19 protein-coding genes and 3 pseudogenes are annotated in these 26,308 nt (G+C 71.2%); 8 read left to right on the forward strand and 14 right to left on the reverse strand.

Annotated elements, in window-relative coordinates; translation table 11 throughout:
* Positions 1 to 537 precede the first annotated feature (537 nt).
* A pseudogene (locus C3492_RS45765) lies at positions 538 to 627 on the forward strand (UTP--glucose-1-phosphate uridylyltransferase); the annotation flags it as partial.
* Positions 628 to 821: 194 nt separating this feature from the next.
* On the opposite strand, the pseudogene C3492_RS45770 reads toward C3492_RS45765, so the two are convergent.
* The 5 genes and pseudogenes from C3492_RS45770 to C3492_RS14360 form a co-directional block, all read right to left on the reverse strand.
* Positions 822 to 1,034, reverse strand: a pseudogene (locus C3492_RS45770) (LLM class flavin-dependent oxidoreductase); the annotation flags it as partial.
* Positions 1,035 to 1,160, reverse strand: a complete 126-nt coding sequence (locus tag C3492_RS45775; protein ID WP_258055701.1) for a hypothetical protein — start codon at positions 1,158 to 1,160, stop codon at positions 1,035 to 1,037.
* Positions 1,161 to 1,174: 14 nt separating this feature from the next.
* Positions 1,175 to 1,696 carry a hypothetical protein gene (locus C3492_RS14350; protein WP_103812138.1) on the reverse strand — a complete coding sequence of 174 codons (522 nt, stop codon included), beginning with the start codon at positions 1,694 to 1,696 and terminating at the stop codon, positions 1,175 to 1,177.
* A complete protein-coding gene (locus C3492_RS14355) occupies positions 1,693 to 2,586 on the reverse strand; it encodes an alpha/beta hydrolase (RefSeq protein ID WP_258055702.1) in 894 nt (297 codons plus the stop codon). Before C3492_RS14355 ends, C3492_RS14350 begins: the two co-directional genes overlap by 4 nt.
* Complete coding sequence (locus tag C3492_RS14360) at positions 2,576 to 4,039, reverse strand: MFS transporter (protein WP_103812139.1); 1,464 nt, start codon at positions 4,037 to 4,039, stop codon at positions 2,576 to 2,578. Before C3492_RS14360 ends, C3492_RS14355 begins: the two co-directional genes overlap by 11 nt.
* A gap of 250 nt (positions 4,040 to 4,289) precedes the next feature.
* Between C3492_RS14360 and C3492_RS14365 the strand changes: the two genes are divergently transcribed.
* On the forward strand, positions 4,290 to 5,183 hold the full coding sequence (locus C3492_RS14365) for a helix-turn-helix transcriptional regulator (RefSeq protein ID WP_103812140.1): 894 nt from the start codon (positions 4,290 to 4,292) through the stop codon (positions 5,181 to 5,183).
* Positions 5,184 to 5,479: 296 nt separating this feature from the next.
* On the opposite strand, the gene C3492_RS14370 is transcribed toward C3492_RS14365, so the two are convergent.
* Positions 5,480 to 6,547 carry a ferritin-like protein gene (locus tag C3492_RS14370; protein ID WP_103812141.1) on the reverse strand — a complete coding sequence of 356 codons (1,068 nt, stop codon included), beginning with the start codon at positions 6,545 to 6,547 and terminating at the stop codon, positions 5,480 to 5,482.
* A 548-nt stretch (positions 6,548 to 7,095) separates the two neighbouring features.
* Between C3492_RS14370 and ilvC the strand changes: the two genes are divergently transcribed.
* Entirely contained in the window at positions 7,096 to 8,094 is a 999-nt protein-coding gene (gene ilvC / locus C3492_RS14375) for a ketol-acid reductoisomerase (protein ID WP_103812142.1), read from the forward strand.
* Between the two features lie 118 nt (positions 8,095 to 8,212).
* Here the strand turns inward: ilvC and C3492_RS46905 are convergent.
* Positions 8,213 to 8,464 (reverse strand): annotated as a pseudogene (locus C3492_RS46905) (VOC family protein); the annotation flags it as partial.
* A 581-nt stretch (positions 8,465 to 9,045) separates the two neighbouring features.
* On the opposite strand from C3492_RS46905, the gene C3492_RS14385 reads away from it, so the two are divergent.
* A complete protein-coding gene (locus tag C3492_RS14385) occupies positions 9,046 to 9,435 on the forward strand; it encodes a hypothetical protein (protein ID WP_146075687.1) in 390 nt (129 codons plus the stop codon).
* A 245-nt stretch (positions 9,436 to 9,680) separates the two neighbouring features.
* On the opposite strand, the gene C3492_RS14390 is transcribed toward C3492_RS14385, so the two are convergent.
* Together C3492_RS14390 and C3492_RS14395 are read right to left on the reverse strand one after the other, a co-directional pair.
* The gene (locus tag C3492_RS14390; protein ID WP_103812144.1) at positions 9,681 to 10,409 is read right to left on the reverse strand and encodes an SDR family oxidoreductase; all 729 of its coding nucleotides are present in this window, start codon (positions 10,407 to 10,409) and stop codon (positions 9,681 to 9,683) included.
* 276 nt (positions 10,410 to 10,685) lie between these two features.
* Positions 10,686 to 12,068: a carboxypeptidase regulatory-like domain-containing protein gene (locus tag C3492_RS14395; protein ID WP_258055703.1), complete on the reverse strand. Its 1,383-nt coding sequence runs from the start codon at positions 12,066 to 12,068 to the stop codon at positions 10,686 to 10,688.
* A gap of 240 nt (positions 12,069 to 12,308) precedes the next feature.
* Between C3492_RS14395 and C3492_RS14400 the strand changes: the two genes are divergently transcribed.
* Entirely contained in the window at positions 12,309 to 12,878 is a 570-nt protein-coding gene (locus C3492_RS14400) for a TetR/AcrR family transcriptional regulator (RefSeq protein ID WP_103812145.1), read from the forward strand.
* Between the two features lie 263 nt (positions 12,879 to 13,141).
* On the opposite strand, the gene C3492_RS14405 is transcribed toward C3492_RS14400, so the two are convergent.
* The gene (locus tag C3492_RS14405) at positions 13,142 to 13,876 is read right to left on the reverse strand and encodes a sigma factor (RefSeq protein ID WP_103812146.1); all 735 of its coding nucleotides are present in this window, start codon (positions 13,874 to 13,876) and stop codon (positions 13,142 to 13,144) included.
* A gap of 143 nt (positions 13,877 to 14,019) precedes the next feature.
* Positions 14,020 to 16,833 (reverse strand): LuxR family transcriptional regulator, encoded by a 2,814-nt coding sequence (locus C3492_RS14410; protein ID WP_103812147.1) that lies wholly within the window; start codon positions 16,831 to 16,833, stop codon positions 14,020 to 14,022.
* Positions 16,834 to 17,045: 212 nt separating this feature from the next.
* On the opposite strand from C3492_RS14410, the gene C3492_RS14415 reads away from it, so the two are divergent.
* Positions 17,046 to 18,776 carry an FAD-binding protein gene (locus tag C3492_RS14415; RefSeq protein ID WP_103812148.1) on the forward strand — a complete coding sequence of 577 codons (1,731 nt, stop codon included), beginning with the start codon at positions 17,046 to 17,048 and terminating at the stop codon, positions 18,774 to 18,776.
* A 76-nt stretch (positions 18,777 to 18,852) separates the two neighbouring features.
* Here the strand turns inward: C3492_RS14415 and C3492_RS14420 are convergent, their stop codons facing one another.
* The 3 genes from C3492_RS14420 to C3492_RS14430 form a co-directional block, all read right to left on the reverse strand.
* Positions 18,853 to 19,710 carry a helix-turn-helix transcriptional regulator gene (locus C3492_RS14420; protein WP_103812149.1) on the reverse strand — a complete coding sequence of 286 codons (858 nt, stop codon included), beginning with the start codon at positions 19,708 to 19,710 and terminating at the stop codon, positions 18,853 to 18,855.
* Between the two features lie 246 nt (positions 19,711 to 19,956).
* Positions 19,957 to 21,390 (reverse strand): aldehyde dehydrogenase family protein, encoded by a 1,434-nt coding sequence (locus C3492_RS14425; protein WP_258055704.1) that lies wholly within the window; start codon positions 21,388 to 21,390, stop codon positions 19,957 to 19,959.
* Positions 21,391 to 21,944: 554 nt separating this feature from the next.
* Positions 21,945 to 22,337 carry a hypothetical protein gene (locus C3492_RS14430; RefSeq protein WP_103812150.1) on the reverse strand — a complete coding sequence of 131 codons (393 nt, stop codon included), beginning with the start codon at positions 22,335 to 22,337 and terminating at the stop codon, positions 21,945 to 21,947.
* A gap of 332 nt (positions 22,338 to 22,669) precedes the next feature.
* On the opposite strand from C3492_RS14430, the gene C3492_RS14435 reads away from it, so the two are divergent.
* Positions 22,670 to 23,380 carry a sigma-70 family RNA polymerase sigma factor gene (locus C3492_RS14435; RefSeq protein WP_181140368.1) on the forward strand — a complete coding sequence of 237 codons (711 nt, stop codon included), beginning with the start codon at positions 22,670 to 22,672 and terminating at the stop codon, positions 23,378 to 23,380.
* Positions 23,381 to 23,470: 90 nt separating this feature from the next.
* The gene (locus C3492_RS14440; protein WP_103812152.1) at positions 23,471 to 26,212 is read left to right on the forward strand and encodes a LuxR family transcriptional regulator; all 2,742 of its coding nucleotides are present in this window, start codon (positions 23,471 to 23,473) and stop codon (positions 26,210 to 26,212) included.
* Positions 26,213 to 26,308 lie beyond the last annotated feature (96 nt).

Genomic DNA, 26,308 nt, shown 5'->3' on the forward strand with positions numbered 1-26,308 from the left:
GGCCGGGACGCTGGTGGAGGTGTTCACGCTGTGGGCATCGGACGACGTCGTCGGGCCGGGCAGCCGTCGGCCCGTACGACCGTGTCCGGACGCGTCCCGCAATCTCCGCACGCGGGCGAATAGTGCGGCGTAGGCTGGGTGGCGACGTCCCGGTGGTTCTCCCCCGTACCACCGGGACGTCGCATTTCAGCGCTGTCCCGGATCCGGCGGACGCCGCCGCCCGGTCGGAGCCGGTACGGGTCTGCTCGCGCTGCTGCTCGGGCCACCGGGCGACCTCGTCCTCGACACAGCGCGTCGCCTCCCGTGTCCACCTGGCGGTGTGCCGCTTCTCCCGAGAGTGGGTGAGGGGGAAACGCAAACCGGATCGACGTCTTCGGTACGTTCACGCTCCGCGGGCTCGCCCACCGCGCGAACTCAGCAGTTCACCGTGCGGTCGGCGGCCCTGGCGGGCGCAGGTGAAGGGCGGAGCTACTGAATCGGTTCCGCATCGGCCGGAAGCCCTCGTCCGGCCGGGCGCCCGGTCGATGAATTCGCCGCATGACCAGTTCCCGCCGCTTGATGAAAGCCGTCATCCCGACCGCCGGACCGGGCACGCGATTCCTTCCGGCGACGAAAGCCGTGCCGAAGGCATCGAGGAAGTGGGCGAACGCGTAGTCCGCCCCCAGTTCCCCCGCCAGGGCGGCCGACCCGCCGACCGCGCCCAGCAGCCACATCCGCGGCGGCACGGGCGGGGCCTGCGCCCCCTCCCCCGCTTCCGGCTCGGCACCGTCCATGCCGAGGAGCACCCGCAGCGCCCGCACCCGCTCCGGGAAGTCGTGGGCCGGACCGCCCGCGCGGCCGAGGCCCAGGTCGACCCGGTCCGGGTACAGCGAGGCCAGTACGCCGAAGACCTCGGCGACCTTCACCGGCGAGTAGCGGGGCAGCAGCACCCCGCCGGTGCCCACCCGCATCCGGCTCGTGCGGGCCGGCAGGACCGCCGCCAGGACCTCCGGCGCGCTGCCGGCGAACCCCGGCGATCCATGGTGCTCGGCCACTCAGTAGCGGACGTAACCCCACTCCTCGGCGGCCTGCGCCAGGTCGACCGAGGCCCGCAGGGCGTCGGCCGGGGTGAAGCCCGCGCCGACGGGCGACTGGTCCAGCACCGACAACCGCGGGACCATCGGCGCTGCTCCTCTCACTGTCCCGCCCGCACGACGGCGGGCACGATCCGGTAGTCGCGCTGGAAGACGAGGTTGTGCAGGTCCCCGGTGGCGATGGCCCGCAGTGTGGGCACCTCGGCCGCGGCCTGCTCGGGGGTGAACACGTTCAGCGGCCAGTCGTGGACGGTCGCGCCCCGCAGGTGCGGGTGGTGGAAGCCCCGGCCGTAGAAGGCGAGCAGCGTGATGGGGGCGATCCCGGCCGCCCGCTGTTCGGGCCAGGACAGCGTCCACTCGGCCCCGAGCCCTCCGTCCGAGGTGCGCCGCACGCCGCTCGCCGTCACCTCGCCGGTGTTCAGCAGCAGGGCGGCGTCGAACTCCTGAAGGACCTGGACGGCATAGGGGTGGAGCAGTTCCACGGCGCGCTCGAAGTGCCGTTCCTTGCCCTGACGCGTGAGCGTGTCGCCGCCCTCGCCGTGGGTGCCGTCACGCAGGTCCGCGAAGTGCCGGGCCAGTGCGGCGAGGTGGGGCAGCTCGGCCTCGCTGTGTGCGGTGGTCATGTCGTCTCCTTCGGTGACGTGAGGTGCCGGCGCAGGGTCGTGCCGAGCCAGCGCCGCAGACGCGGGTTCCCCTGTCCGGGGCCGTCACCGGCGAGGAAGGCCGCGTGCGGGGTGCGCGGGAAGACCCGCAGCCGCACGGAGGCGCCCGCCTCGCGCAGCCGCCGGGCGTACTCCGTCACGTCGTCGCGGACCGGGTCGAGGGCTCCGACGGCGAGGACGGCCGGCGCCAGCCCGGTGAGCCGGTCGGCCTCCAGGGGGGTGCTGTACAGCGGTACGCCGCCACCTACGGCCGTACCCGCGCCGCCGCGGTACATCCGCCACGCCCGCCGCAGGTCGTCCGCGGCCGGGAACGCGCCCGGGTCGCGCGTGTAGGCGGGGGCGGTGCAGCCGGGGTCCAGCGGCGGGTAGGCCAGCACCTGCGCGGCCAGCGGCTCGTTCCGGTCGCGCCGGGCCAGGGCCGCGCAAGCGGCCAGCGTCCCGCCCGCGCTGTCCCCGCCGACCGCCAGCGGCTTGCCGTCCGCCTGCTCCTCGGCCCAGGCGAGCGCAGTGAGCAGGTCGTCGAGCTGGGCCGGGTGCCGGTAGCGGGGGGCGAGGCGGTAGCCGGTGCTGACCACGGTGCATCCCGAGACCCGCGCCAGGTCCATGACCGGCTCGTGCCAGTGCTCCAGGGAGCCCGCCTGCCAGCTGCCGCCGTGCGCCCAGACGAGCCAGCCGGAGGCTTCCGCGCCGGGGCGGTAGACCCGGACCGGGATGCGGTGCGTCCCGGCGTCGAGCCACAGGGCCTCCCAGGCGGGCCCGCCGGGCCGACGGCCGTCCGGGCGGACCGCGACGGCCTCGCGGCGGCCCGGACGGTCGTCGTGCGGCGCGTACCGCGGGGCGTCACTGTGCACGGGAGGCCGCGCCGCGCAGGAAGACGGCGCTGGTGAGCACACCCAGGAGCACGATGGCGGCGTTCACCGCGATCGCGACCTTCAGGCCGCCGAGGATGGCTGAGGCGCCGGTGCCGGTCATCGCGGCGGTGGCGATGGCGCTCATGATCGGCGTGCCCATGGTGATGCCGATCTGCTGCGTCATGGTGGCGAGCCCGGTGGCCAGGCCCTGTTCGTGGTCGGCCAGCCCGGAGGTGGCGGTGACCATGAAGCCGACGATGACGAGCATGTTCCCGACGCCGCCGGCGAAGGTGGCGACCAGCAGCAGCCACATCCACCCGCGGTCGTCGCCGAGGCCGAGCAGGGCGGCCGTGAACACCGTCTGCAGCAGCCCGCCGACGATCACCGTGCTCTTGCTGCCGATCTTCCCGATGACCTTCGGGGCGACGGATCCGCCGACGACCGTGCCGATGCCCAGCACGCCGAAGGACAGGCCCGCGGCCAGCGCCGAGAAGCCCAGGACCTCCTGGAGGTAGAGGGTGAGCAGGAAGACCAGGGAGGTCTCGGTGAGGAAGGCGATCAGACCGGCGAGGTTGCCCCAGGCCACCGACCGCTTGCCGAGCACACCGATCGGCACCAGGGGCGCCGCCACCTTGCGCTCGACGGCGTGGAAGACCAGGAGCAGCACGATGCCGCCAGCCAGGGGCAGCAGCGCCGAGGACGAGCCCCAGCCGTGTTCGCCGGCCTGGGTGAGGCCGAAGACGATGGCGAGCAGACCGAGCGTGACGCTGACGGCGCCGGGCACGTCCAGCTTCGGGCGCTCGTCGGGACGGGACTCCTTGATGACGGTCGGCGCGACGAGGAGGACGACGAGGGCGACCGGAACGTTGATGAAGAACGCCCATCGCCACGACAGCAGGTCGGTCAGCAGACCACCGAGGACGGCGCCCGTGGTGAACCCGGCGGACATCAGCGCGCCGTTCAGACCGAGGGCCTTCTCACGCAGCGGCCCCTCCGGGAACGACGTGGTGAGCAGGGACAGCCCGGCCGGGGTCACCGCCGCGGTGGCCAGACCCTGGAAGACCCGCGCAGCGATCAGCACCTCGGGGTTCTGCGCCAGGCCACCCGCCAGCGAGGCCACGCCCAGCACCGCGAGGCCGCCGAGGAACAGCCGCCGACGCCCGAAAAGGTCGGCGACACGTCCGAACAGGAGGGTGAACCCGGCCGCGCACAGGGCGAACGCGGTCCCGATCCACTGCAGGTGCGCCAGGGAGAAGCCGAGGCCCTCGCCGATCACCGGCAGGGCGACGTTCAGGATGGAGAAGTCCACGGCCAGCATGAACTGGGCCGCGAGCAGCAGCACCAGCACCAGCCGCAGCCGGGGGGTGAGGACGGCCGGGGCCGTACCGGCGGCCGCACCGGGGGCACCGGCAGTACCGGCCGTACCGGCGGTTTCCGCATCGGTGATGGACATGAGGTCGATATCCCTTTCTCTCAAGCACGGGCGTCTTGCGCGCCGTTCGGGAAAGAGACTCGTCCGCGTCGGGAAACCCAGCCAGAACCCTGTCTCGCACAGTCAACGCAAGGGTGGTCATCTCATGACCACCCTTACCGCTCCCGACTGCCGTGACCTGCGGGCATCATGGACGAAGAGCTGCTTGCGCCGGCAAGCACCGGTCACCCGGCGGCCGTGCGGCCGGGCATGTACGACAGGGGAGGCATCGATGGACGCTCCGTCCGAGCTGGGCGACTTCCTCAAGTCCCGCCGCGCCGCACTGCGGCCCGAGGACGTCGGCATCACGCCGCATCCGACCCGCCGCCGCGTCACCGGGCTGCGCAGGGAGGAGCTGGCCATGCTCGCCGGCGTCAGCATCACCCACTACACCCGTCTCGAACAGGGCCGTGCCACGAGCGCGTCGGACGCCGTGCTGGACGCGCTCGCCCGCACCCTGCGGCTCACCGAGGACGAGACCGCGCACCTGAAGGACCTGGCCCGGCCGTCCGCCGCGTCCCGCCCGGCACCGCCGCGGGTGGAACACGCCAGTGCCTCCGCACGCCAGCTGCTGGCCGCGATGACGGACGTGCCCGCGCTCGTCCTGGACCGCCGCAACGACGTCCTCGCCTGGAACGCGCTGGGCCACGCCCTGCTCGCCGGACACCTGCCGTCCGACAGCCCCGACACCCCGGCCGACCGGCCCAACCTGACGCGGATGCTGTTCCTGGACGAGCAGTACCGCGAGCTGTACACCGACTGGGACGAGGAGGCGCAGCTCGCCGTCGCCTCCCTGCGCCTGGTGGCCGGCCGCCACCCCGACGACCGCCGGCTGGCCGAGCTGGTCGGCCAGCTCACCGTCCAGTGCGACGAGTTCGCCTCCCGCTGGGCACGGCACCCGGTGCGCACCTGCACCTCGGGCGTGAAGAGGCTGCACCATCCGCTCGTCGGCGCGATGGACCTCAGTTTCGAGAACCTCGTCATCCCCGGTACGTCCGGACAGCGGCTGATCGCCTACACCGCCGAGCCCGGCTCACCCACCGAGGCGGCGCTGCGCCTGCTGGGCAGCGTGGCCGCCTCCGAGGGCTCGACGGACGAGGACGTCTCCGCGATCTCGCGGCGGTGACGGCGCGCGGTTGCGGGCGGGCGGGAGCGGCCGGGCGGGGGCGGCCGGGCGGGGGCGGCCGGGCGCGCGATGTGGTGTGGGCGACCTGGAGGGGACGGGCGCGGGCAGAGGGTCCCTTACAGGCGACCTGGTGTGGACGGGCCGGCAAAGGGTGTGGTGCGGGCGACCCGGCGAGAACAAGTCCGCCGCGCATCAAACCATCCGGGTCCGGCACGGACCGTGACGCAGACCTCCCGACCGGACAACGGCAGATTGAAATGATCCGGGCATGATCCGAACCGGAGGAGATGGAGGGCTCAGGCCCGGTTTTCGGGTGCGACGTACTCGAAGGTGGGGCCGGCGGCCAGGCCGGCGTCGTCCTGCATCGCCATCAGGCTCTGTGCCTGTCCCTTGATCGCGTACATCGTGCCGACCGACATGCCCAGCATGGCCGGGTTGCCGTTGAAGGCCTGCTCCAGCTGGTGCAACATCTTGCAGTACGTCTGGTTGAACGCTTCCTGCGCGGTGCGGATCGCGCTGCCCTCGGGGTGGTCCTCCAGCCGCGGGTTGGGGCGCAAGGGGCGGACGCCGGCGGGGTCCACGGTCACGGCCTCCCCGGTGGGGCCGGACTCGGGCGTGTCACCGGGCTGGTAGCGGCGCCCTGCCGCGAGTTCCTGGAAGCGGTAATAGTGGGAGACCGCCTTGGTTTCGGGGTGGAACAGGTCCATGTCCCCGTCCCAGACGTCAGCGCGGGCCGCGCCCTCACCCTGCTCGACGATCTCCTCAAGCGCCGCGAGCGCCGAGCTGAGGTCGGTGACCGGGTTGAGGTGCCCTGCCGTGTGGGCGAACGGACCACCGGCCACCTGGCGGGCGGGGTCGCCGGTGAAGACCTGGTCCTCACCCAGTTCGGCGCACAGGCGCCGCAGCCCCTTCTCGATGGCGTCGTAGAACTGCCCGATCGTCTCGTAGTTGTCGCCCTCGGCCGGATCTCCCGAGTGCGCCGGCTGTTCGATGCGGAGGAACATCTCCAGGGCCTCCGGCCCGAACGGCAGGAGGGACAGTTCGATGGAGGGGTCGGCGTGCGGCATGGTCCGCGGGTGTGGGGGCAGCAGGTGCGGCGCGTCCAGGCGCGGCTGTCCGCCGACCGCGTTGAGGAGGTTCGCAGCCAGGGCGAGGTGGATCATCTCCTCGACGAAGACGCCTCCGATGAGCTGTGCGGCCTCCGCGTTCCGTTCGGGGTCGAGGGAGTACAGGGCCGTGAGGTAGGGCGGCAGCGTGGCGTGTTCGAGTTCGATGGCCCACTGCAAGTGCCTGCGAAGATCGTCCAACGTGGCGATACCTGTCGTCGAGACGGTGTCGACCTTGTCGGGCTGGTCCTGAAACATGAGGAGAAGCTCATTTCGGTGTCGTAGAAGCAAGGGAACAGACCCCCGGCAACTGACTGCGAAGCGTTGAAGCCGCCAAGTGGACGACGGAGCTCTTCGTTCGCAGCCGGAAGAACAGGCCCATACCCTGGAGTCACCTCACTGACAGGGCAGACGACCCATCTGTGACACGGAGACTGAGATCAGGCAACCATCGGTGCTGATCGAGCCGAAGTGGCAGTCCTCAGAGGGTAGTTGTGCTGCGACACACTCACAGGCGGGAGCAGTCGCACGACCTGCCCGCCCCAGCATCGCGCAACACACTTCGGACGCTGAGGAACCACTGCGCGCGCATCCGTCGACGCATGGTAGGTGTGAGATAGTGTTTCGACCGCCGGGCCGACGGCGGCGGTCCTGCCGCGGTTTCCGAACCCCTGCCTGGCAGGACACACCCGGACTCCCCCGGCCCTGTTTCTCGTGTTCCCCGCTCTCCGGAGGCGCCATGCTCGCTCTCGGTCGCTCTCTCGCCAAGCATGCGCCCGGGGAGTTACCCATGAAAGGTGTACCCCATGGCTGAGCTGTTCTACGACGCCGATGCCGACCTGTCCATCATCCAGGGCCGCAAGGTCGCGGTCATCGGCTACGGCAGCCAGGGCCACGCCCACGCCCTGTCGCTGCGTGACTCCGGTGTGGACGTGCGTGTCGGTCTGCACGAGGGCTCGAAGTCCAAGGCCAAGGCCGAGGAGCAGGGCCTGCGCGTGGTGACCCCGGCCGAGGCCGCCGCCGAGGCCGACGTCATCATGATCCTGGTCCCGGACCCGATCCAGGCCCAGGTGTACGAGGAGTCCATCGCGCCGAACCTGAAGGACGGCGACGCGCTGTTCTTCGGTCATGGCTTCAACATCCGCTTCGGTTTCATCAAGCCCCCGGCGGGTGTGGACGTCTGCATGGTGGCGCCGAAGGGTCCGGGTCACCTGGTGCGCCGTCAGTACGAGGAGGGCCGCGGCGTGCCCTGCATCGTGGCGGTGGAGCAGGACGCCTCCGGCGGTGCCTTCGCGCTGGCCCTGTCGTACGCCAAGGGCATCGGCGGCACCCGTGCCGGTGTCATCAAGACGACCTTCACCGAGGAGACCGAGACCGACCTGTTCGGTGAGCAGGCGGTGCTGTGCGGTGGTACGGCCGCGCTGGTGAAGGCGGGCTTCGAGACGCTGACCGAGGCGGGTTACCAGCCGGAGATCGCCTACTTCGAGTGCCTGCATGAGCTGAAGCTGATCGTGGACCTCATGTACGAGGGCGGTCTGGAGAAGATGCGCTGGTCGATCTCGGAGACCGCGGAGTGGGGTGACTACGTCACCGGTCCGCGCATCATCACCGACGCCACCAAGGCCGAGATGAAGAAGGTCCTCGCCGAGATCCAGGACGGTTCCTTCGCCCGGAACTGGATGGACGAGTACCACGGGGGCCTGAAGAAGTACAACGAGTACAAGAAGCAGGACTCCGAGCACCTGCTGGAGACCACCGGCAAGCAGCTGCGCAAGCTGATGAGCTGGGTGAACGAAGAGGCGTGAGTTTCTCGGCGGTCACGACACCGCACACCGGCCCGGGCGGTCGCCAACTGGACTCTGTGGGCGTGGCCGCTTGGGAGCCTACGAGCAGACCGGTGGACTGGCCTGCCTCGATGCCGTAGCCCTCGGGATCACGGAAACAGCAGCGCAGCTCGGATCCGCGGTCGACGGGCTCGGTGAGGAAGTCGGCACCGTTCGCGACGGCATGTGCGGAGAAGGCCGCCATGTCCGCCACTCGCACAGTGAGGAAACCGGAGACACGTTCGCCATGGTCGCTCGTCTCCACCCGCGGGCCGGCGCGTGCACCGGCCGAACCGGCCGCATCCAGCGTCGCGGCCGGGTCGGCCGGGTGGTCGCGTCCACGGTGGTTCACCGCCGAAGGGGTGGCCGGGATCTCCTCGTCCCCGTCATCGAAGCGCGTCGCCGACCGGGCATCGGCGCGCCGCTGACGATGACCGCGCTCCGGGCGGCACAGGGAAGAGGGTGCGCTCCGCCTCGCTCGTGGCGAACCCGCCCGGGCCGCAGTACCGGCGCCCCGGCCTCACGACGTTGTCCGACTGCCGCCTGATCGCCTTACCGGCCTGAAGTACCGCCCGCCGCCTCCGCAGACGGTCTCGCCATGGACCGACAGGCGGTCCGAGAGGCACGACTCGGCGCCTCCTCACGGGCCCCGCTTCGGGAGCCTGCGGGCGATGCGTGCGTCACCGGCGCGGCAGTGCCGCCGCACACTGCCGGCGGACAGGACTGGCGCGTCCGTGTCACAGATCCACTCGGTGCATGGTCATGGTGGGAGAACGCTGTCAACCGACGGTGCTTGATGGTGTGAAACCACCGACCGTGTCGAGGACTCCGGTGAACTCCGTACGTCACTCCAGACTGTGGACCGCTCGCAGACGCCCCGATCGCCTATCGGCCGCCGCGTGGGCGGGCTGTGCCGTCGTGACCCTGGTCGCCGTGGGCACCTCGTCCGCGCGCGACGGCGGCGACACGGGCGGCGACCCTGTGCGTGCCGGGCGCACCTGCCGTTCCGCTCTGCCCGCCGACGAGGAGCTGTCCTGCGGCACTTACGGTTTCGGTGACCTGCGTCATGTGTGCCCGACGTCCGACGCGCCCCGGCGTTGTTCAACGACCACACAGGTCCGGGTACGGAACACCGGGCCGTCCACCGTGTACGTCACCGTCATCGACGGGCCGCGTCAGGGCGAGCGCCAGCAGGGCCCGGAACGGGAGATCGCCCCTGCTCACACGGCCGACCTGCGCCCTGGGCAGGGGAACTTGCTGTTCGACCTCACCCTGCGCGGCGCCGGCCCCGTCAAGTCCCTGACGGTCGTCTCGGTGCGCTGACGCCCCGTCCGCATCTTCACCCGGGCGACGCCGGCAGGGTGTGGACACCTGGTGTCCACACCCTGCGCACGTGCGCTTCCGCGGGCACGCCAAACGGCCGAGACGCCACCGTGGAGCGATCGAGCGTCTCGGTCGTGAGCGTGTCGGTGCGGAGCGGTCCCGAAGGTGTACCGCCGTCCCGGTGTCGGTGCTGTCGCCCGCTGCGCCGGCCGGAGCTCAGCTCGCCGTCAGTCGGGCATCGTCGGTCAGGAGAGCCAGTCGGTGTATCGGGTGGGGGCGAGGTGCGCGTTCGTGTCGGTGAGGACATCACCCTCCACGGCGGCGAACATACCGGCCGTGGGATCGGTGACCACGCTACGGGGGTCACCCTTGTGGGACAGGGTGATCCGGCCGAGCTCGTCGAGGTTGAAGACCTCGGGGCCGGCGATGTTGCGGATGCCGTTCAGCGGGGTGCCCGCGGCGACCTCCGCCACCGCGCGGGCCACGTCCTGGGCGGCGATCGGCTGGATCGGCGTGGCGGGCAGCCGGACGGTGTCACCGTCGGTGGTCCAGGACAGGACGGCGTCCATGAACTCCATGAACTGCGTGGCCCGGACGATCGAGTAGGGAATCGGTCCCGCCTTGAGGATGTCTTCCTGCAGGACCTTGGCGCGGTAGTAGTCCAACCCCGGCACCTGGTCGACGCCCACGATCGAGAGGATGACGAAGTGTCCGGCACCGCCCTTCTGGGTCGCGGCCAGGAGGTTGTCCATCGAGGTCTGGAAGAAGGCCGGTGAAGCCTCGTCGAAGGTCGGCGAGTTGGTCAGGTTGACGACGACGTCGACGCCGGCGACCGCCTGTTCCAGCCCCTGACCGCTGATGACGTCGATTCCGGTGGACTGCGAGTGCGGTACCGCCTCGTGTCCGGCGGCGTTCAGGTTCTGGACGACCTGTGAGCCGATCAGCCCGGTTCCGCCGATGACTGCGATCTTCATGACGTGCCTTTCGCGATAATTGGGGCAAATACACATATGTCGTGCATCTATGCATGCGTCACAGGGCGCCGCCACACTCGACTGAGACGATCTTCCGCTCGCCCGTCTCCGCACACAGGGCTGACCGGGCATGGCGCTCGTTTGTGACACGGGCTTCGTCGCCGGTCGGCCGTCGCCCGCCGCCCGTCGGCCGACCGGACCATCGGATGCCGGTCCCGGTGCCGGTCCACGCGCACGCTGGCGGAGGCACGTCAGAAGAGGCGGCCCGCGCTCGGATCAGTGCTGTGAGAGCGCCCGGTACGACGTCCAGCGGGTGCGGCCGTGCAGGGTGAAGTCGGCCCGTACGGCCACGCCGGACTGCACCAGCTTCTGGTGCACCACCGGGTGGCGGCCGGGGTAGGAGACGACCAGGACGACGTGTCCCTCGGGCAGGCCGGTCACGGCGTACTCGCCCTGCGCGTTCGTCGAGGTCCGCACCAGCTGCCGGCCGCGGGTGTCCATGACGGTCACGGCGGCATGACGGATGGGGTGCTGCTCGTCGTCACGGACGGTGCCCTCCAGCATGGGCAGCGGCTCGCCGAAGTGGTGATGATGGTGAACGGGAAGCGCGGTGGGTGCGGGAGCCTCCACGGACGGATCCTCGACCGGAGGCTCCGGGATGTCCTCCTGGGCCTCCTCCACGTTCTCCCCGGCGGCCTCGCGCCGGTGCCGCCACGCGTCGAGCCCGAGCAGGGCGACACCCGCGGTGATCCACGCACAGAGCACGAGGACTGGTCCGAGCACGCCTGCTTCGTCGAAGTACAGCAGCCCCTTGAGGGCGTCCACCGCGTTGCCCAACGGCATCACGGCGTGCAGGTCCTGGAAGAACGTCGGCAGCAGTGGGACGGGAGCCACGCCACTGGTGGGAACGCTCAGCACGATGAACAGCCCCATGCCCACGAGGGGGAAGAACTGCCGCGTGAACGGCGCGATGCCGGCGGAGAACGTGGCGACCGCCATGGTCAGCAGGAATCCGATCGCCAGCGCCGAGGGCTCGTCGGGGAGGTAGTCCAGCCATGTGCCGACGAGGTAGCCCACCGCGCTGAAGGACGCGGCGACGCCCGCGATCGTGATCAGTTTCTTACGGCGGTTGAAGGTCACGGCCCGCAACAGGGTGGTCGCGAGTATGTAGCCGGGTACGCTCCAGGCGACACCGAGGTAGACCAGGGTGGTGCCGTTGCGGTCCTTGCTCACGGTGGGCGCCACGTCCGTGATCGTGAGCCTCTGGTGGTCGTGCGCCGCCAGCTCGGTGAAGCCCTGGACCAACGCCTGTTCCAGCGATGTCCCATTGGCCTGGGCCACGTACAGCACAGGGTGGCCGCGACCGGTGGCGTATCCCGCCACGGCGTCCCGCCGGAGCACCGCCCGTCGGGCCTGCCCCGCGTCCGCTACGGCGGTGACGTCGAACCCACCGGGATGCGTCCTGCGCAGGGCGGTGTCGATCTCGCGTTCCGTTTCGAGCCGGGCGACGGCGACCTTCAGGTGATGCGGTTGGGGAGCGTGGAAGGCCGCGGTGAAGCAGAACAGAAGACCGAGGAAGAGGACGGTCGGGAACATCAGGGTTTCGGCCAGGGTCCTGACCCAGGCCGCGCCCGCGGTGTGCTCCTTGCGGTGCCTCACAGGGCCGCCTCCCGGCCGCCACGGACAGGTGCGGCGCCGCGCCTCGGCAGGTGGACGGCGGCTGGGTCACGTCCTGCGGCTCCACGCTTCGTGACCGTTTCCCGTAGTGCAGCCCGTTCCATGAGATCCCTTCACGCCCTTCGCACTCGGCCGTCGCTGACGCGAACGTCGAGTTAATGTACCGATCGGCACATCAACACTCCGCGGAGCCTATGCGTACCGACCGGTACAGTCAAAGTCATGCCTCGCCCAGTCAATGTCGAAAAACGCGCCGAGCTGCTCCGGCAGGTGGTGGCGCACCTTCAAGATCACGGGCTCGCCCAGATGTCGCTGAGCCCGCTCGCCGAGTCCATCGGCACCACCAAACGAATGCTTCTGTACTACTTCGGCAGTCGCGAGAACCTGCTGGCACAGGCACTGATCGCCAACCGACCGGATGCTCATGCGATGTTCGACGACGTCCGCGACACGGACGGCCTGCGCCGGGCCGCCCGCACGCTGTGGAAGGCGATGACCGTCGGAGAACAGTCCGGACCGGTCCGCATGCTGTTGCAACTGCTGAGCCTGGCCGCCACCGACCCGGAGGAGTACGGCGAGTTGGCCGCCGACACCGTCGAGGTCATGATCGGCCCGATCGCCGCCGCGTACGTCCGGCTGGGTCACCCGCCGGAGCAGGCACGAGCCGCGGCCACGCTGCTCGTCTCCGGCCTGCGCGGATTGTGCCAGGACCGCCTGGTGACCCATGACGTCGCCCGTACCGACGCGGCAGCCGATCGCCTCATCGACGGAGCCACGACGGCGCCCGGCTGACCCCGCACGTCGGCCACCTCGCCACTCCCCCGGGGCCCGTCCTCCCGGCGCTCAGCCGACGGCGCCCCACCGCGGTCGACGCCTCGCCAGGGACCGGTTCGGCGTCCCTCACCGTCGGGAGGGAGTGCGGGCGGACTCGGAGAACACCGGGCCGGTCGGCACATGACGAGGCGCGCCGAAGGCGAGAACGGGCCGTCGGCCGAGCTGTCGGGACCCCGCACGCTCGCTGGGCCGACGCGCCGTGTCCGCCTCGCCTCCTCCTCTCACGCGGCATGTCGGGCCGGTCGGTGACCTGGGCGAGGCGATCCAGGGGCCGGCGACGGCAGGCCGTGCACAGGGCTGTCGGGGACGAGCAGCCGGATGAGACCGTCCAGGTCACCGGTGCCGGCCGCGGTCCGGAACGCGGCGACGAGACGACGGTGCGACTCGGCGGGGACCGGCCGCTCACGGCCGCACTCCAGGCGGGCCTGCGCTCGGTGGACCACCACCCGTGCGTTCTGGGCACTGGTCTTGAGCAGCCCCGCCAGGTCGGCATAGGCGTAGTCGAAGCCCTTCCGCAGCACGTAGGCGGCCAGCCGGTCCGGTGTCAGCCTCGCCATGAGCAGGGCCAGGGCCGCCTCTACCGCCACCGTTTGCTCGGCACGCAGCACGGGATCCTGGGCGGTCCGGTCATCGAGGTCGGCCAACTGCGGCTCGGCCGGTGTCTCGTGACGGTGCCGCGCGGACTGGACGACGTTGATCGCCAGCCTGGTCGTGGCCGTGGTCAGGAACGCGGCCGGATTCCTGATCTCCACGCGGTGGGTGAGCTGCCAGCGCACCCACACCTCCTGCATCACGTCTTCCGCTCCCGACACGTCACCGAGGATCTGGTAGGCGATGCGGAACAGTCGTGCCCGCTGAGCCAGAAAGATGTCGAGGGCGGTGTCCAGGCCGTCTTCGCCCGGCCGCGCGGCCGGCGGTTCGGTCGGCGTCGTCGTCTCCGGGCTGGGCGCGGACATCCGGGAACTCCTCTTCGTGGGCGGGCGCCCGTCGAGGGCGTCGCTTTCCACCCTCGCCCCGGGGCACCGCCCACCGCGCCCTTGTCACCCATGGTCGAGTCCGTAGGGACACCGTGGGGTCACCCGGGGACCCGCACCCGCCCTCAGCCGGATCGCACCGTGCCCTCGTCCCTGCTCCCCTCGACCGGGGCGCTCGCGAGGGCACCCGGCAGCGCGCGACGCGAGTTGATACCGAGCTTCGTGTACACCTTCCGCAGATGCCACTCCACGGTGTGCGGACTGATGAACAGCTCCGCGCCGATCTTCGCGTTCGTCATGCCCTCGGCGGCGAGCGACGCGACCTGCGACTCCTGGGGGGTGAGGACGCTCGTCGGTGTGCTTTCCCGCACCCTGACGTGCTCGCCGGTGGCGAGCAGCTCGCGGCGCGCTCGCTCGGCGAACGCGTGCGCGGGCATCGCGGCGAACATCTCGTGGGCCGTGCGCAGGTGCTCCCGGGCCAGCGAACGGCGGTTGCCGCGGCGCAGCCACTCGCCGTACAGCAGGTGGGTGCGTGCCACCTCCACGGTCACTCCGCCGCGGCGGAACTCCTCGATCGCGGTCCGGTACAGACGGTCTGCCTCGTCATCGTCGGCGAGGAGAGCCTGGCTGCGGGCGCTGGCGCCACGGGCCCATCCGGAATCGGCGGCGCGGGTGAGTTCGACCAGCCGGGCCAGTGAGGCGCGGGCCTGGTCCAGCTCACCGCAACGGGTGGCGGCCTCGACGTGTTCGACCAGTGACAGGCCGGTGAAGTTGAACCCGTCGTGCTCGATGCCCGTCCGAGCCGCCTCCAGGGCCTCCTGATAGCGCGCCAGGCCGTTGAACAGCACACCTTGGATGTAGCCCGTCGCGCCCAGCAGTCCCACCTCGCCGCGTTGTTCGGCCCGCTGCCGGGCTTCTTCGATGATGCCGGCGGCGACGTCCGCCTCGCCCCGCCACGCGGCAAGGACGAGCGTCGCGTACTTGTGCGGGGCGTGGCCGGTCGCGGCGGCGAGCGCGTCGGCTTCGTCGATCATCCGGGCCGCCTCGGCGAAATCACCGTAGTGGATGTGCACCCCGCCGGCGTAGACGAGGGCCGGCGGCAGCGCGCCGAGCGCTCCGATGTCGCGGGCCAGGCGCACCGCGCGACTCGACAGCGTGTCCCACGCGTGCAGGTCCCAGGCGTAGTGGATGAACGCCTCCAGCGCGACCGGGGCCAGCAGGAGCCAGCGCACGGTCGCCTCACGGGTGACTAGCTCCTCGTGTGCGAGCAGGTCCAGCGCGGCGTGCAGTGCCGGGACACCGGTCTCACAACCGTCCGCGAGGAGCGCGGCCACACCGTCCAGGAGCAGGTCGGCGGCCTTGGAGCCCGAGGGGGGCGCCCCGGACCCGCGGGCCGCGATCGCGGCTGCGCGGGCACCTGTCGGACCGTGGACCCGGCCCGCGAAGATGGTCGCGCTGACCGCCTCCAGGTACGTCTCGCGCGCCAGTGGCGACCCGGCGGCGGTGAACTGTGCGGCGGCTTCGAGGAGCAGGGGTGCCGCCTCGTCGCTGCGGCTGCGGGCGAACAGGATCCTGGCCCGCAGGCGCGCCAGGCGGGCACGGTCCAGAGTGCTCAGGGGACACAGTTCGGCCACCGTCGCGAGCTCCGTGGCCCGATCGGGCGCAGCGGCCGAGAAGTGGGCCTCGGCGGCTGCGAGGGCTCGGCGCCCCCGCGGCCACGGGTCCGGCGTCACCTCGGCCGCGCGCTCCAGCAGTACCGCCTCGGCCGCGATGCCGCCGCGCTGCCGCGCGCGGCCGGCGGCCCGCTCCAGCCCGGCGGCGACCTCCTCGTCCGGCCCGTCGGCGGCCTGGGCGGAGTGCCAGGCGCGCCGGTCGGGGTCGAGGACCGGGTCCGTGGCCTCGGCCAACGCCCGGTGCACCGCCCGGCGTTCCGCGGGCCCGGCTCCGTGGTACACCGCCGAACGGACCAGCGGATGCCGGAACCGCACGGACTCACCGAACTCGATCAGACCTGCCGCCTTGGCCGGTGCGGCATTGGGGGTGATCTTGAGGGAAGCGGCGGCGCGGACCAGCAGACGCGCGTCACCGACCGGTTCCGCCGCGGCGATCAGCAGCAGTGTCCGGGTCGCCGCGGGCAGCGAACCGAGCCGGCTGGCGAAGTCCCGTTCGACACGGCTGGCAACCGGTCCCTGGACGCTCCGGAGGTTCGCCGAGTCCAGGCCGTACGCCAGCTCGGCGGCGCTGCGGCCGCGGGAGAATTCGAGCAGGGCGAGCGGGTTGCCGCCCATCTCGGCCACGAACCGGTCGCGGACCCGCTTCTCCAGCTGCCCGCCGACGGCGGTCTCAAGGAGTTCCCCGGCCGCGACGGTGTCGAGACCGCCGATCCGCAGCGCCGGCAAACCGTGGAGTGCGTCCTGACCGTCGGGGTCACGTACCGCGAACACCATCGCGACGGCCTCGGCGAGCAGTCGCCGGGCCACGAACTCCAGGGTCTGCAACGACACCTGGTCCAGCCACTGGGCGTCGTCGACCAGGACGAGCACCGGTCGGCTCTCCGAGGCCCGGGTGAGCAGGGTGAGCACGGCGAGGCCGACCAGGAAGCGGTCGGGCGGGTCCCCGGCCGCCATCCCGAACGCCACGCGGAGGGCCTCACGCTGGGGTTCGGGCAGTTCGTCGAGCTCGTCCAGGAACGGCGCACACAGTTGGTGCAGGCTCGCGTAGGGCAGCTCCATGTCGGCCTCGATGCCGTGTGCCCAGGCCACCTTCACCCGTGACGCCTGCGCGGCCACGTACTTCAGAAGTACCGACTTCCCGATTCCGGCCTCGCCACGGGCCACCAGGACCCGCGACCCGCCTTCGCGCAGCCCGGCCAGCAGGTCGTCGAGCGCCGCGCACTCGCGACGCCGGCCGACCAGGTGGGGAAGCGGGCTGGAGATCATGCGACGCGGCTCCTTGGAGGAATCCGGGGGTGAGGCTCCCACGACGGGCTGTGGAGAATCCTCACAACGATACCTGGGACGACTCCACACCTTGTGGCGGTTTGTTGTGACGGACTCCACTGCAAAAGATTCTCCGACGCTGTCACACAACAGGCCGCTGTCCGGTCGACCACTGCCTATGATCTCGCCCGTCCGCCGCCACAGGAGGTCCCGTGTCTTCGCTCGGACACCAGCTCGCCACGTCCGTTCTCGTAGTGGGAGCCGGTGGATCAGGCCTCCGCGCTGCCATCGAGGTCGCCGAGGCCGGTATCGCGGTCATCGCGGTCACCAAACGCGCGGCTGAGGACGTCCACACTGCTACGACATCTGGATGTCCGGCACAGGCGCCCCCCGCCGCCGGGCCCGAAGACACATGGGAACAGCACGCGGCCGACACACTGCGGGCAGGGCACCTGCTGGCCGACCCGCGCGCCGCGCAGGTCGTGGCCCGCTACGCCGCACAGGAATTCCACGACGTGGGGCGGTACGGCATGCGACTCGACCGCCCGGGCTGCGGCGGGACCGCCCGGCGCCGGTTCGGCGACCACACGTACCGCCGTGCCGCGTTCACCGGCGAGCACACCCGCCTGGAGGTGCGGCGAGCGCTCCGTGAACGCGCCGAACAGCTCGCCGTTCCCGTCCTGTCGAACGTGTATGTCACCCGGCTGCTGGTCGACGACGGGACGGTCTTCGGTGCCTATGGGTTCGATCTCGTCGACGGCTCGCGTTACCTCGTGCACGCCGACTCCGTGATTCTCGCGACCGGAGGACACACGCGCATCTGGCGGCGTACGTCGTCGCGTCGAGGCGAGAACACCGGTGACACCTTCCGCCTCGCCGTCGAGGCCGGCGCCCGGTTGCGTGACCCCGAGTTGGTGCAGTTCCACCCCTTCGGTCTGGTCAGCCCGGAGAACGCGGCCGGCATGCCCGTCAGCGAGGCGGCACCCGGCGTGGGCGGGGTCCTGCTCAACAACCTCGGTGAGCGGTTCATGACGCGCTACGACGCCGAGCGAATGGAGCTCTGCGGCCGGGACAGGGTAGCGCTGGCGTCCTACACGGAGATCAAGGAAGGCCGCGGCACCCGGGCCGGCGGCGTGTGGCTCGACCTGTCGCACCTGCCACGTGAGACGGTACTGACGCGGCTGCCGCACGTCCATCAGACGCTGTTGGACCTTCAGACGCTCGACATCACCCATGACCCGATCGAGGTCGCGCCGACCGCCCAGTACTCCATGGGCGGCGTCTGGGTACGACCCGAGGACCACAGCACCGATGTCGACGGTCTCTTCGTGGCCGGGGAGGCGGCCAGTGGTCTGCACGGTGCGGACCGGCTGGAGGAGAACGCGCTGATCGAACCACTCGTCCACGGCCGGATCGCCGGCCGGGCCGCGGCGGAGTACTCGGCCGGGCTCGCCTCCCAGTCACGGTCGCCGGCGGCGGTTCGCGCCGCGGAGGCGGACGTGAACCGGCTCGCGGCCGCCGACGGCGACCAGGACGTCCGCGCGCTGCAACGGTCGGTGCGGCACCTGATGACGGAGCGCGCCGGTGTCGTACGGGACGAGGCGGGGCTGGCCGCCGGGCTCGCCGAACTCGACGAGATCGAGGCCCGCATGGCGTACGTGGGCGTGCACATCGACATCGGCGGCTTCCAGGACCTCGCGCACGCCTTCGACCTAGGCTCCGCCGTTCTCGCCGCTCGCGCGACACTTCTGTGCGCGCTGGAGCGGCGGGAGACACGGGGTTGTCACAACCGGTCCGACCACCCCGATGTCGACCCCGGCCTACAGGTCAATCTGGTGTGGTCGCCGGCGACCGGGGTGCGCCGCGAAACCGTCCCGCCCATCCCCACCCACATCGCCGAGCTGATGCACGACGTACCGGCCGACGCGCGGTTGGTCGAGTAGCGCTTCCAGGGGGCCGACGGGTGGGCATCAGAGGGCGGCGGAGGAAGGCACCGCGGCAACCACCCGCTCCGCTTCCTCACGGTCTGCCCGGTACGGGTTGTCCCTCGGCGTCCGGCAGGAGGGACAGCAGGCGGAGGTTGGTGTGGCTCTCGGTGCCCGGTGTCGCGGTGTAGACCACGAGCCGCTGGGACTGGTCGGGGTCGACCAGCGTCTGGCAGTGCAGTTCCAGCGTCCCGACCTGGGGATGCCGGAAGCGTTTGGGGGCGCAGTAGGGCCCCAGCACGGGGCGCTCGCGCCAGATGCCGGCGAACTCGGGGCTTGCCCTGTTCAGCGCGTCCACGAGTGCGGCGGCACGCGAGTCGCCACCGTCGCGGATGTAGGCGCCGTGGAGGTCCGCCACCAGCAGCCGGCTCCGCTCGGCGTGGTCGTCCTCGGGGTGGAGCAGGCGGGCGACCGGGTCGGTGAACCAGCGGTAGTGGGCACTGCGCGCCAGTCCGGTGTAGGCCGTCTCGTCACCCAGCAGCGTCACCGCCGGGCGCGTCTGTCTCAGTGTCTCGCCCAGGTGGTTCATCACCTGGGCGGGGGTGTCCTCCAGCCGGTCCAGGATGCGCATCATCCCCGGGTTGATGTGATCGCCGCGCCGCACCCGGCGAGGCACGGCGTGACCGGCGAGCTGGAAGAGAAGGTCGCGCTCCTCCAGTGACAGGTGCAGTCCGCGGGCCATCGCGGCGAGCATCTGTTCCGAGGGGTGGGGACCCCGTGGCTGTTCGAGCCGGCTGTAGTAGTCCACCGACATGTCGCAGAGCGCCGCGACCTCCTCGCGGCGCAGCCCTCCGGTACGCCTGCGGCGCCCGCGGGGCAGCCCGACGTCCTCCGGCTGGAGGGCTTCCCGGCGCGCCCGTAGGAACGCCGCCAGCGCTGCCCGGTCCGCCATGGCTGCTGTCCTTTCTCCCGGGACGGTGCCGCCCCCACGGGATTGCCGGTCCGTGGATGTCCGGACCGGGCCTGTGGGAGGAAGTACCGCCTCGACCACGACCTTCACGAACTGCTTCCACCGTGTGAGCAATGCGGCCAGAACCATACATTCCCCACAACAGTGTGCCGTCCCACACCCCGCGGACGGTGGGACGGCATCCCTGACAGCGTTGTACCGCGGCCGGGGCAATGGTGCCGCGCTGCGTCAGCGGGTGATCGCCTTGGTCTCCAGGAACTCCTCAAGACCGGCACGGCCCATCTCCCGGCCGTTGCCGGACTGCTTGTACCCGCCGAACGGGGCCTGGAAGTTGTGCGGTCCACCGTTGACGTCGACCTGGCCGACGCGCAGGCGCCGGGCGATCGCCATGGCGTGGTCCTCGTCACCGGTCACCGCACCGTTGAGTCCGTAGATCGTGCCGTTGGCGATCTCGACGGCGTGGTCGTCGTCGACGTAGGGGATGACGACGAGGACGGGGCCGAAGATCTCCTCCTGGGCGATGACGGACTCGGGATCGACGTCGGAGAAGATCGTGGGCCTGACGTAGGCACCGGTCTCGAAGCCCGCCGGCCGGCCGGGGCCGCCGACCACGAGTGGGGCACCGTCGGAGATGCCACGCCGGATGTAGTCGTCGACGCGCCGGCGCTGGGTCTCCGAGGCGAGCGGGCCGATCCGTGTGCCCTCGTCGGCGGGGTCACCGACGACGTACTCCTCGGCCGCGTCCCGCAGCTTCTCGACCACGGTCTCCTGAAGGCTCTCGGGCACCAGCATGCGCGTGTAGGCGCCGCAGGCCTGACCGCCGTTGGCCCAGGCGTAAGCCAGTCCGCGACGGACGGCGAAGTCGAGGTCCGCCTCGGGCAGGACGATGTGGGCCGCCTTGCCGCCCAGTTCGAGTGCGACGCGTTTGACCGTCCCGGAGGCGGCCACGGAGACACTCCGGCCCGCGCGGGTGGACCCGGTGAAGGAGATCATGTCGATCCTCGGATGGCGGGAGAGCGCCTCGCCGACGACCGGGCCGGTGCCCTGCACCACGTTGAACACCCCGTCCGGCAGACCCGCTTCGGTGGCGATCTCCGCGAACATGCGGGCGCTGAGTGGGCTGTTCTCCGAGGGCTTGAGGACGACGGTGTTGCCCGCCAGCATCGCAGGGACGACCTTGGTCACCAGTTGCTGAAGGGGGAAGTTCCACGGGGTGATGGCTCCCACCACGCCGATGGGTTCGCGGATGACGAGCGAGTTCTCGACGACCTCCGTCCACTCGAACCGCTCGGCCGTCGTGATCGCGGCCAAGGTCGCCGCGACGGGGAACCCCACCTGTGCCTGTCGGGAGAAGCCGATCGGGGCGCCCATCTCCAGGGTGATGGTGGCGGCGAGTGCCTCGGAGTGCTGCTGAAGGCCTTCGGCCAGGCGCCGCATGACGGCCACACGGTGCTCCGGGGACGTCGACGCCCATCCCGGGAAGGCGGCGAGCGCCGCGTCCACCGCCTTGTCCACGTCCTCGGCCGTGCCCTCGGGCACCGCGGCGATCACCGATTCGTCGGCAGGATTGACCACATCTATCAACGGCCCGGAACCCCGGAGAGGGCGACCGTCGATCCAGTGGGACGGCGCAGGGAAGGGAACCGCAGGGATTTCGTTCATGCCGCCAAGGAAACATCGGCCGTCGCGAGGCAGCCATGCCTTGCCATGCCCATGATCCGCGTCACAGCCGTGCCGCGCCCGTTCGGGGTCAGGAAAGTTCCTCTGCTGCATGCCGAGCCGAATCGGCCCGGTATCGCCGCCCGGTGGCTGTGCCCTGTGGTGGAAGCCGGGCACAGTGCCGTCCTGTGCTGCGGGGCGAGGCCGGAACGGCGAGTCCGCCTGGAAGATATTGCGCCCGGTTCCGCGCCGGTGCCTTCATCCAGCGAACCGGCCGCAAGTTGCGGGCCATCGATGAGACGGTGACCAGGCGTGTCATCACCGCGTCCACTGAGCCGATCGCTCAGGATGCCACGAATCGCGGGCCTGGCCCGGGGTCTACTCACCAATCCGCCGAGCCGGCCTAGCTGTTCATCATCCCCCAAGCCGTCAAGTGGCACCTGCGCGAGGTCCGCGTCGAACTCGCATCACGTCCAGCAACTCTGCACCACCCTCGCCAAACGCCTCCCAGCCACGTGCCGTCCTGCGACCCCATCGACCGAGAAGGCGCCAGCAGGTCAGCGGCCGTCGTCCAGGCTTATGCGCCCCAGGATGTCCAGAAGAATCCTCCGCACCTCGATGCGCTCGGCCTCCACTGGCAGATCGCCGTGCGCGTGCCGCTCCTGAGGGTCGTTCGCGCGTTCCATGGCGACATGCACGGCGTCGGCGACATCCAGATCCTCGTCGACCACGTAGTACATCCGGATCACACGGGTCCCGCCGATCCGGAACGGCACGCCGATCAGCCATTTCACAGGCTCGGTGAGCACAGTGCTCAGGTAGGTGTGAGGGCCGCGCGCCGGCTGGTCGGCCTCGCGGAGAGCAGTGTCGGCGACCGGGGCGCCGTCCCCTGCAGTGAGCCCCGCACAGTCGGCCCCCGGAATGCTGGGGTGGTCCCTGTCGAGCAGCATGTGACCTCCTCTCCGCGTCCGATGTCACGCCGGTTGATCCCCGGCCGGGACATCAGCACGAATGCCCGAAAGTACAGTTTTCTAGCTATTTGACTGAATAAGGGCGACATGTGTGACAAGCCGGCCCGGGCAGAGGGCGGCGACCGGTCAGCGTCGGAATGCGTTCGTCCACGGAGCATCTGAGCGTGACCCTTCACTGATCCGCCACGGGTCCACCACGGACCACTACGAACCCGCCTACGGCCTCCGCGGGGTGCGATCCGTCACACCCGGGTGTGACCTTTGCTCTGCCGCCCTTCCGGGCGCCATCCCGTCGAGCGAAGGAGGCGGTCGTGAGGCCGTATCTGACCAGACCCAGGCCGGTCCGGGACATCCCGGGCGTGGTGGCCCGCCCGGCCGCGGACGAACTCGGTGAGGCCGTGTCGGTGTTCGTGCGGGCCCGGCCCGGGCTGCTCAGGATCGCCCGCCGCATCACCGGCGACGCGGTCGAGGCCGAGGACATCCTCCAGGAGGCATGGGTGCGGTGGCAGGGCACCGACCGGACGGTCGTGCTCAACCCGCCGGCGCTGCTCAGGACGACGACGATCCGGCTCGCCGTCAATGTCGTCCAGTCCGCCCGCCGACGCCAGGAAACCTGCGCCGGCGCCTGGCTGCCGGATTCGACGGACCACCAGGCCGGTCCGGACACGGTGGCCGAGTTGCAGGACGCCGTCGAACGAGCCGTCCTCCTGCTGATGGAGACGCTGCCCCCGAGCCAACGCGCGGTGTACGTCCTTCGGGAAGGATTCGGTTACCCCTACTCCCGTATCTCCCAGATTCTGCACATCAACGTCGCCAATGCCAGGCAGCAGGTCTTCCGTGCACAAGAGCGTCTCGCCGGCGGCCGGCGGCTCCGGCCGGTGGACCCGGACGCACACCGACGCCTCGTGACCGCCTTCCGCACGGCGGCCCAGTCGGGCGATCTCGTGCCCCTGGAGAGAGTGCTCGCCGCCGACGGCGCCTCCACTGCCGTACGCGGCGAGCGAGTGAAGATGCGCCCTTGAGGAACGGGGAGGACGGCCCGCTCCTCCCCGCGCCACGACCAGCTGAGCCGCTCGTGGCGTTGTTATGCTCCCCCGGGTACAGGGGGCAGGATGAATGGGGACGATCCGGCGGGGCTGCGTGGTCGGCGCCGCGAGTGGGATGCGATCGAAGAACTGGTCTCACAGGTGGAGGCGGGGCGCAGCGCCGTGCTGGTCCTGCGCGGTGACGCGGGCATCGGGAAGTCGGCTCTGCTGGATCACCTGGCGGCACGCGTCGTAGCACACCGCGTCGCCCGTGTGGCGGCCGCCGAGTCGGAGATGGAACTGCCGTACGCGGGGCTGCACCAGTTGTGCGCCCCGTTCCTCGGTCGCGTCGGCTCCCTTCCGCCCCCGCAGAGAGAAGCGCTGGCCACAGCGTTCGGACTCCGCACGGGACCGCCTCCGGACCGGTTCCTGGTCGGTCTGGCCGTACTCGGACTGCTGACCGAAGTGGCCGCAGAGCAGCCGCTGTTCTGTCTCGTGGACAACGCCCAGTGGCTGGACCGGGTCTCCGCGCACACGCTGGCGTTCGTAGCGCGGCGGGTCTACGCCGAACCGCTGGCACTGATCTTCGCCTCCCGTGAACAACGAGGACGCGACGAGTGGGCCGGTCTGCCCGAGCTGAGACTCGACGGCCTCGACGGCGCCGACGCGCGCGCACTCCTGGACGCGGCGGCCGACGGCCCGATGGACGAGCGGATCCGTGACCGCGTCCTCGCCGAAGCACGCGGCAACCCCCTCGCCCTGCTGGAACTCCCCCGTGGCCGCATGGCGACGGGGCCGGACGACGGACTCGAACTGCCCGATCCCGGACCGGTGACCAGCCGTATCGAGCGAAGCTACCTCACGCGGGTCCGCTCGCTGCCGGCCGCGACACAGCGCCTGCTGCTTCTCGCCGCCGCCGAGCCGGTCGGTGACGCGGCGCTGCTCAGGCGTGCCGCCGAGCGACTGGGCATCGACTCCGACGCGGCCGGCCCGGCGGTGACGGCGGGGCTGCTCGACATCGGGGCTTTGGTGCGTTTCAGGCATCCGCTCCTGCGCTCCGCGATCTACCGGTCGGCCGGGCTGGGGGAGCTAAGGGAGACCCACCGCGTCCTGGCGGAGGAGACCGACCCCGGCCTCGACCCGAACCGCCGTGCGTGGCACCTGGCGCGGGCGACGGTGCGGCCGGACGAGGCGGTCGCCGCCGAGCTGGAGTCGTCGGCCGGGCGGGCGCTGAGCCGAGGCGGCACCGCCGCCGCGGCGGCGTTCCTCGCACACGCGGCCGTACTGACGCCTGACCCGCGGCGCAAGGCGACGCGCGCCCTCGCCGCGGCTCAGGCGAAACTCCGTGCCGGTGCGCCCGCCGCGGCGCGCGATCTGCTGGCGCTGGCCGGGAGCGGCGCCCTGGACGCACTCGGCCGCGCCCGCGTGGAACTCCTCCAGGCCCGGATCGCCTTCGCCTCCAGCCGGGACAAAGAGGCCCTCCCCCTTCTGCTGGCCACCGCGCGGCGACTGGTGCCACTCGACGCGGGCCTGGCTCGCGAAACCCTCCTGGACGCCCTGTCGGCCGCCATCTTCACCGGACGCCTCGCCTCCGGCACGCACGTACGCGTGGTGGCGGCGACCGCGCGGAAGACGTTGCCTCCCGTCACGAGACCGCCGCGCACCGCCGATCTGCTTCTGGACGCCTTGACCCTCCGCTTCACCGTCGGATATCGCGAGGCGGTCGCCGCCTCACGCGAAGCGGTACGGGCGCTGCGCCGTGAGACCGACCCGGAGGAGATCCTGCGCTTGTCGTGGCCGGCTTCGGCGCTGGCCGCCGAGATGTGGGACGACGAGGGCTGGACGGAGCTGGTGACACGTCAGGTCCGGACCGCACGGGCCGTCGGTGCGCTGGCCGAGCTGCCCCTCGCACTCAACTCGCGGGTCGTCCTCCACACGTTCGCCGGTGAACTGGATGCGGCGGGACTGCTCATCGCGGAGATCGCCCGGGTGCAGGAGGCGACCGGCACCAGCTTCGCGCCGTACGGCACGATGACGCTCGCCGCCTGGCAGGGCCGCGAACGCGAGGCCGCTCCGCTGATCGAGGCCGGCACCGACGAGGCCGTGCACCGCGGTGAGGGCCTCGGCGTGGCCATCGGGCTACGGGCGGCGGCCGTGCTCAACAACGGCCTGGGCAGATACGAGGAGGCCTTCGACGCGACCCGTCCGGCGACCGCGCACCAGCAGGACCTGATCGCGGCCAACTGGGGACTGGTCGAACTGGTGGAAGCCGCGGCCCGCAGCGGTCGCCACGACGCGGCCGAGGCCGCACTGGACCGGTTGACCCGGGCCACGGGCGCCGCCGGCACGAACTGGGCGCTGGGTGTGCAGGCGCGCTCCCGGGCGCTGCTCGGCCGGGGCCACGTGGCCGAAGAGCTCTACCGCGAGGCGATCGAACGACTCGGACGTACCCGGACCGCGGTGGAGTTGGCCCGGACTCATCTGCTCTACGGGGAGTGGCTGCGGCGGGAGGGCCGTCGCGTGGACGCCCGGGAACATCTGCGCGAGGCACACGCCCTCTTCAGCCGCTTCGGTGCGGGCGCGTTCGCCGAACGCGCCGTCCGCGAGTTGCGGGCCACCGGTGAGACGGTGACCCGGCGCGACGGTGTCGCGGCGGAGAAACTGACCGCCCAGGAAACCCAGATCGCGCTGCTGGCCCGGGACGGTCTGACCAACTCGGAGATCGGCGCGCAACTGTTCCTCAGTCCGCACACCGTGGAATGGCACCTGCGGAAGGTGTACGCCAAGCTCGGCATCCCCTCCCGACGACACCTGCACACGGCGCTGTGACCCTGCGTCCCGACGCTGCGAGCGCCGGCGTGGCAGCTCCGCGGGACGACCGGTCGGGGGCGTGCTCGCCGCGGGCGGACGACGGGTCCTGGCGCC

This window comes from Streptomyces sp. Ru62, assembly GCF_002920615.1.
Lineage (GTDB): Bacteria > Actinomycetota > Actinomycetes > Streptomycetales > Streptomycetaceae > Streptomyces.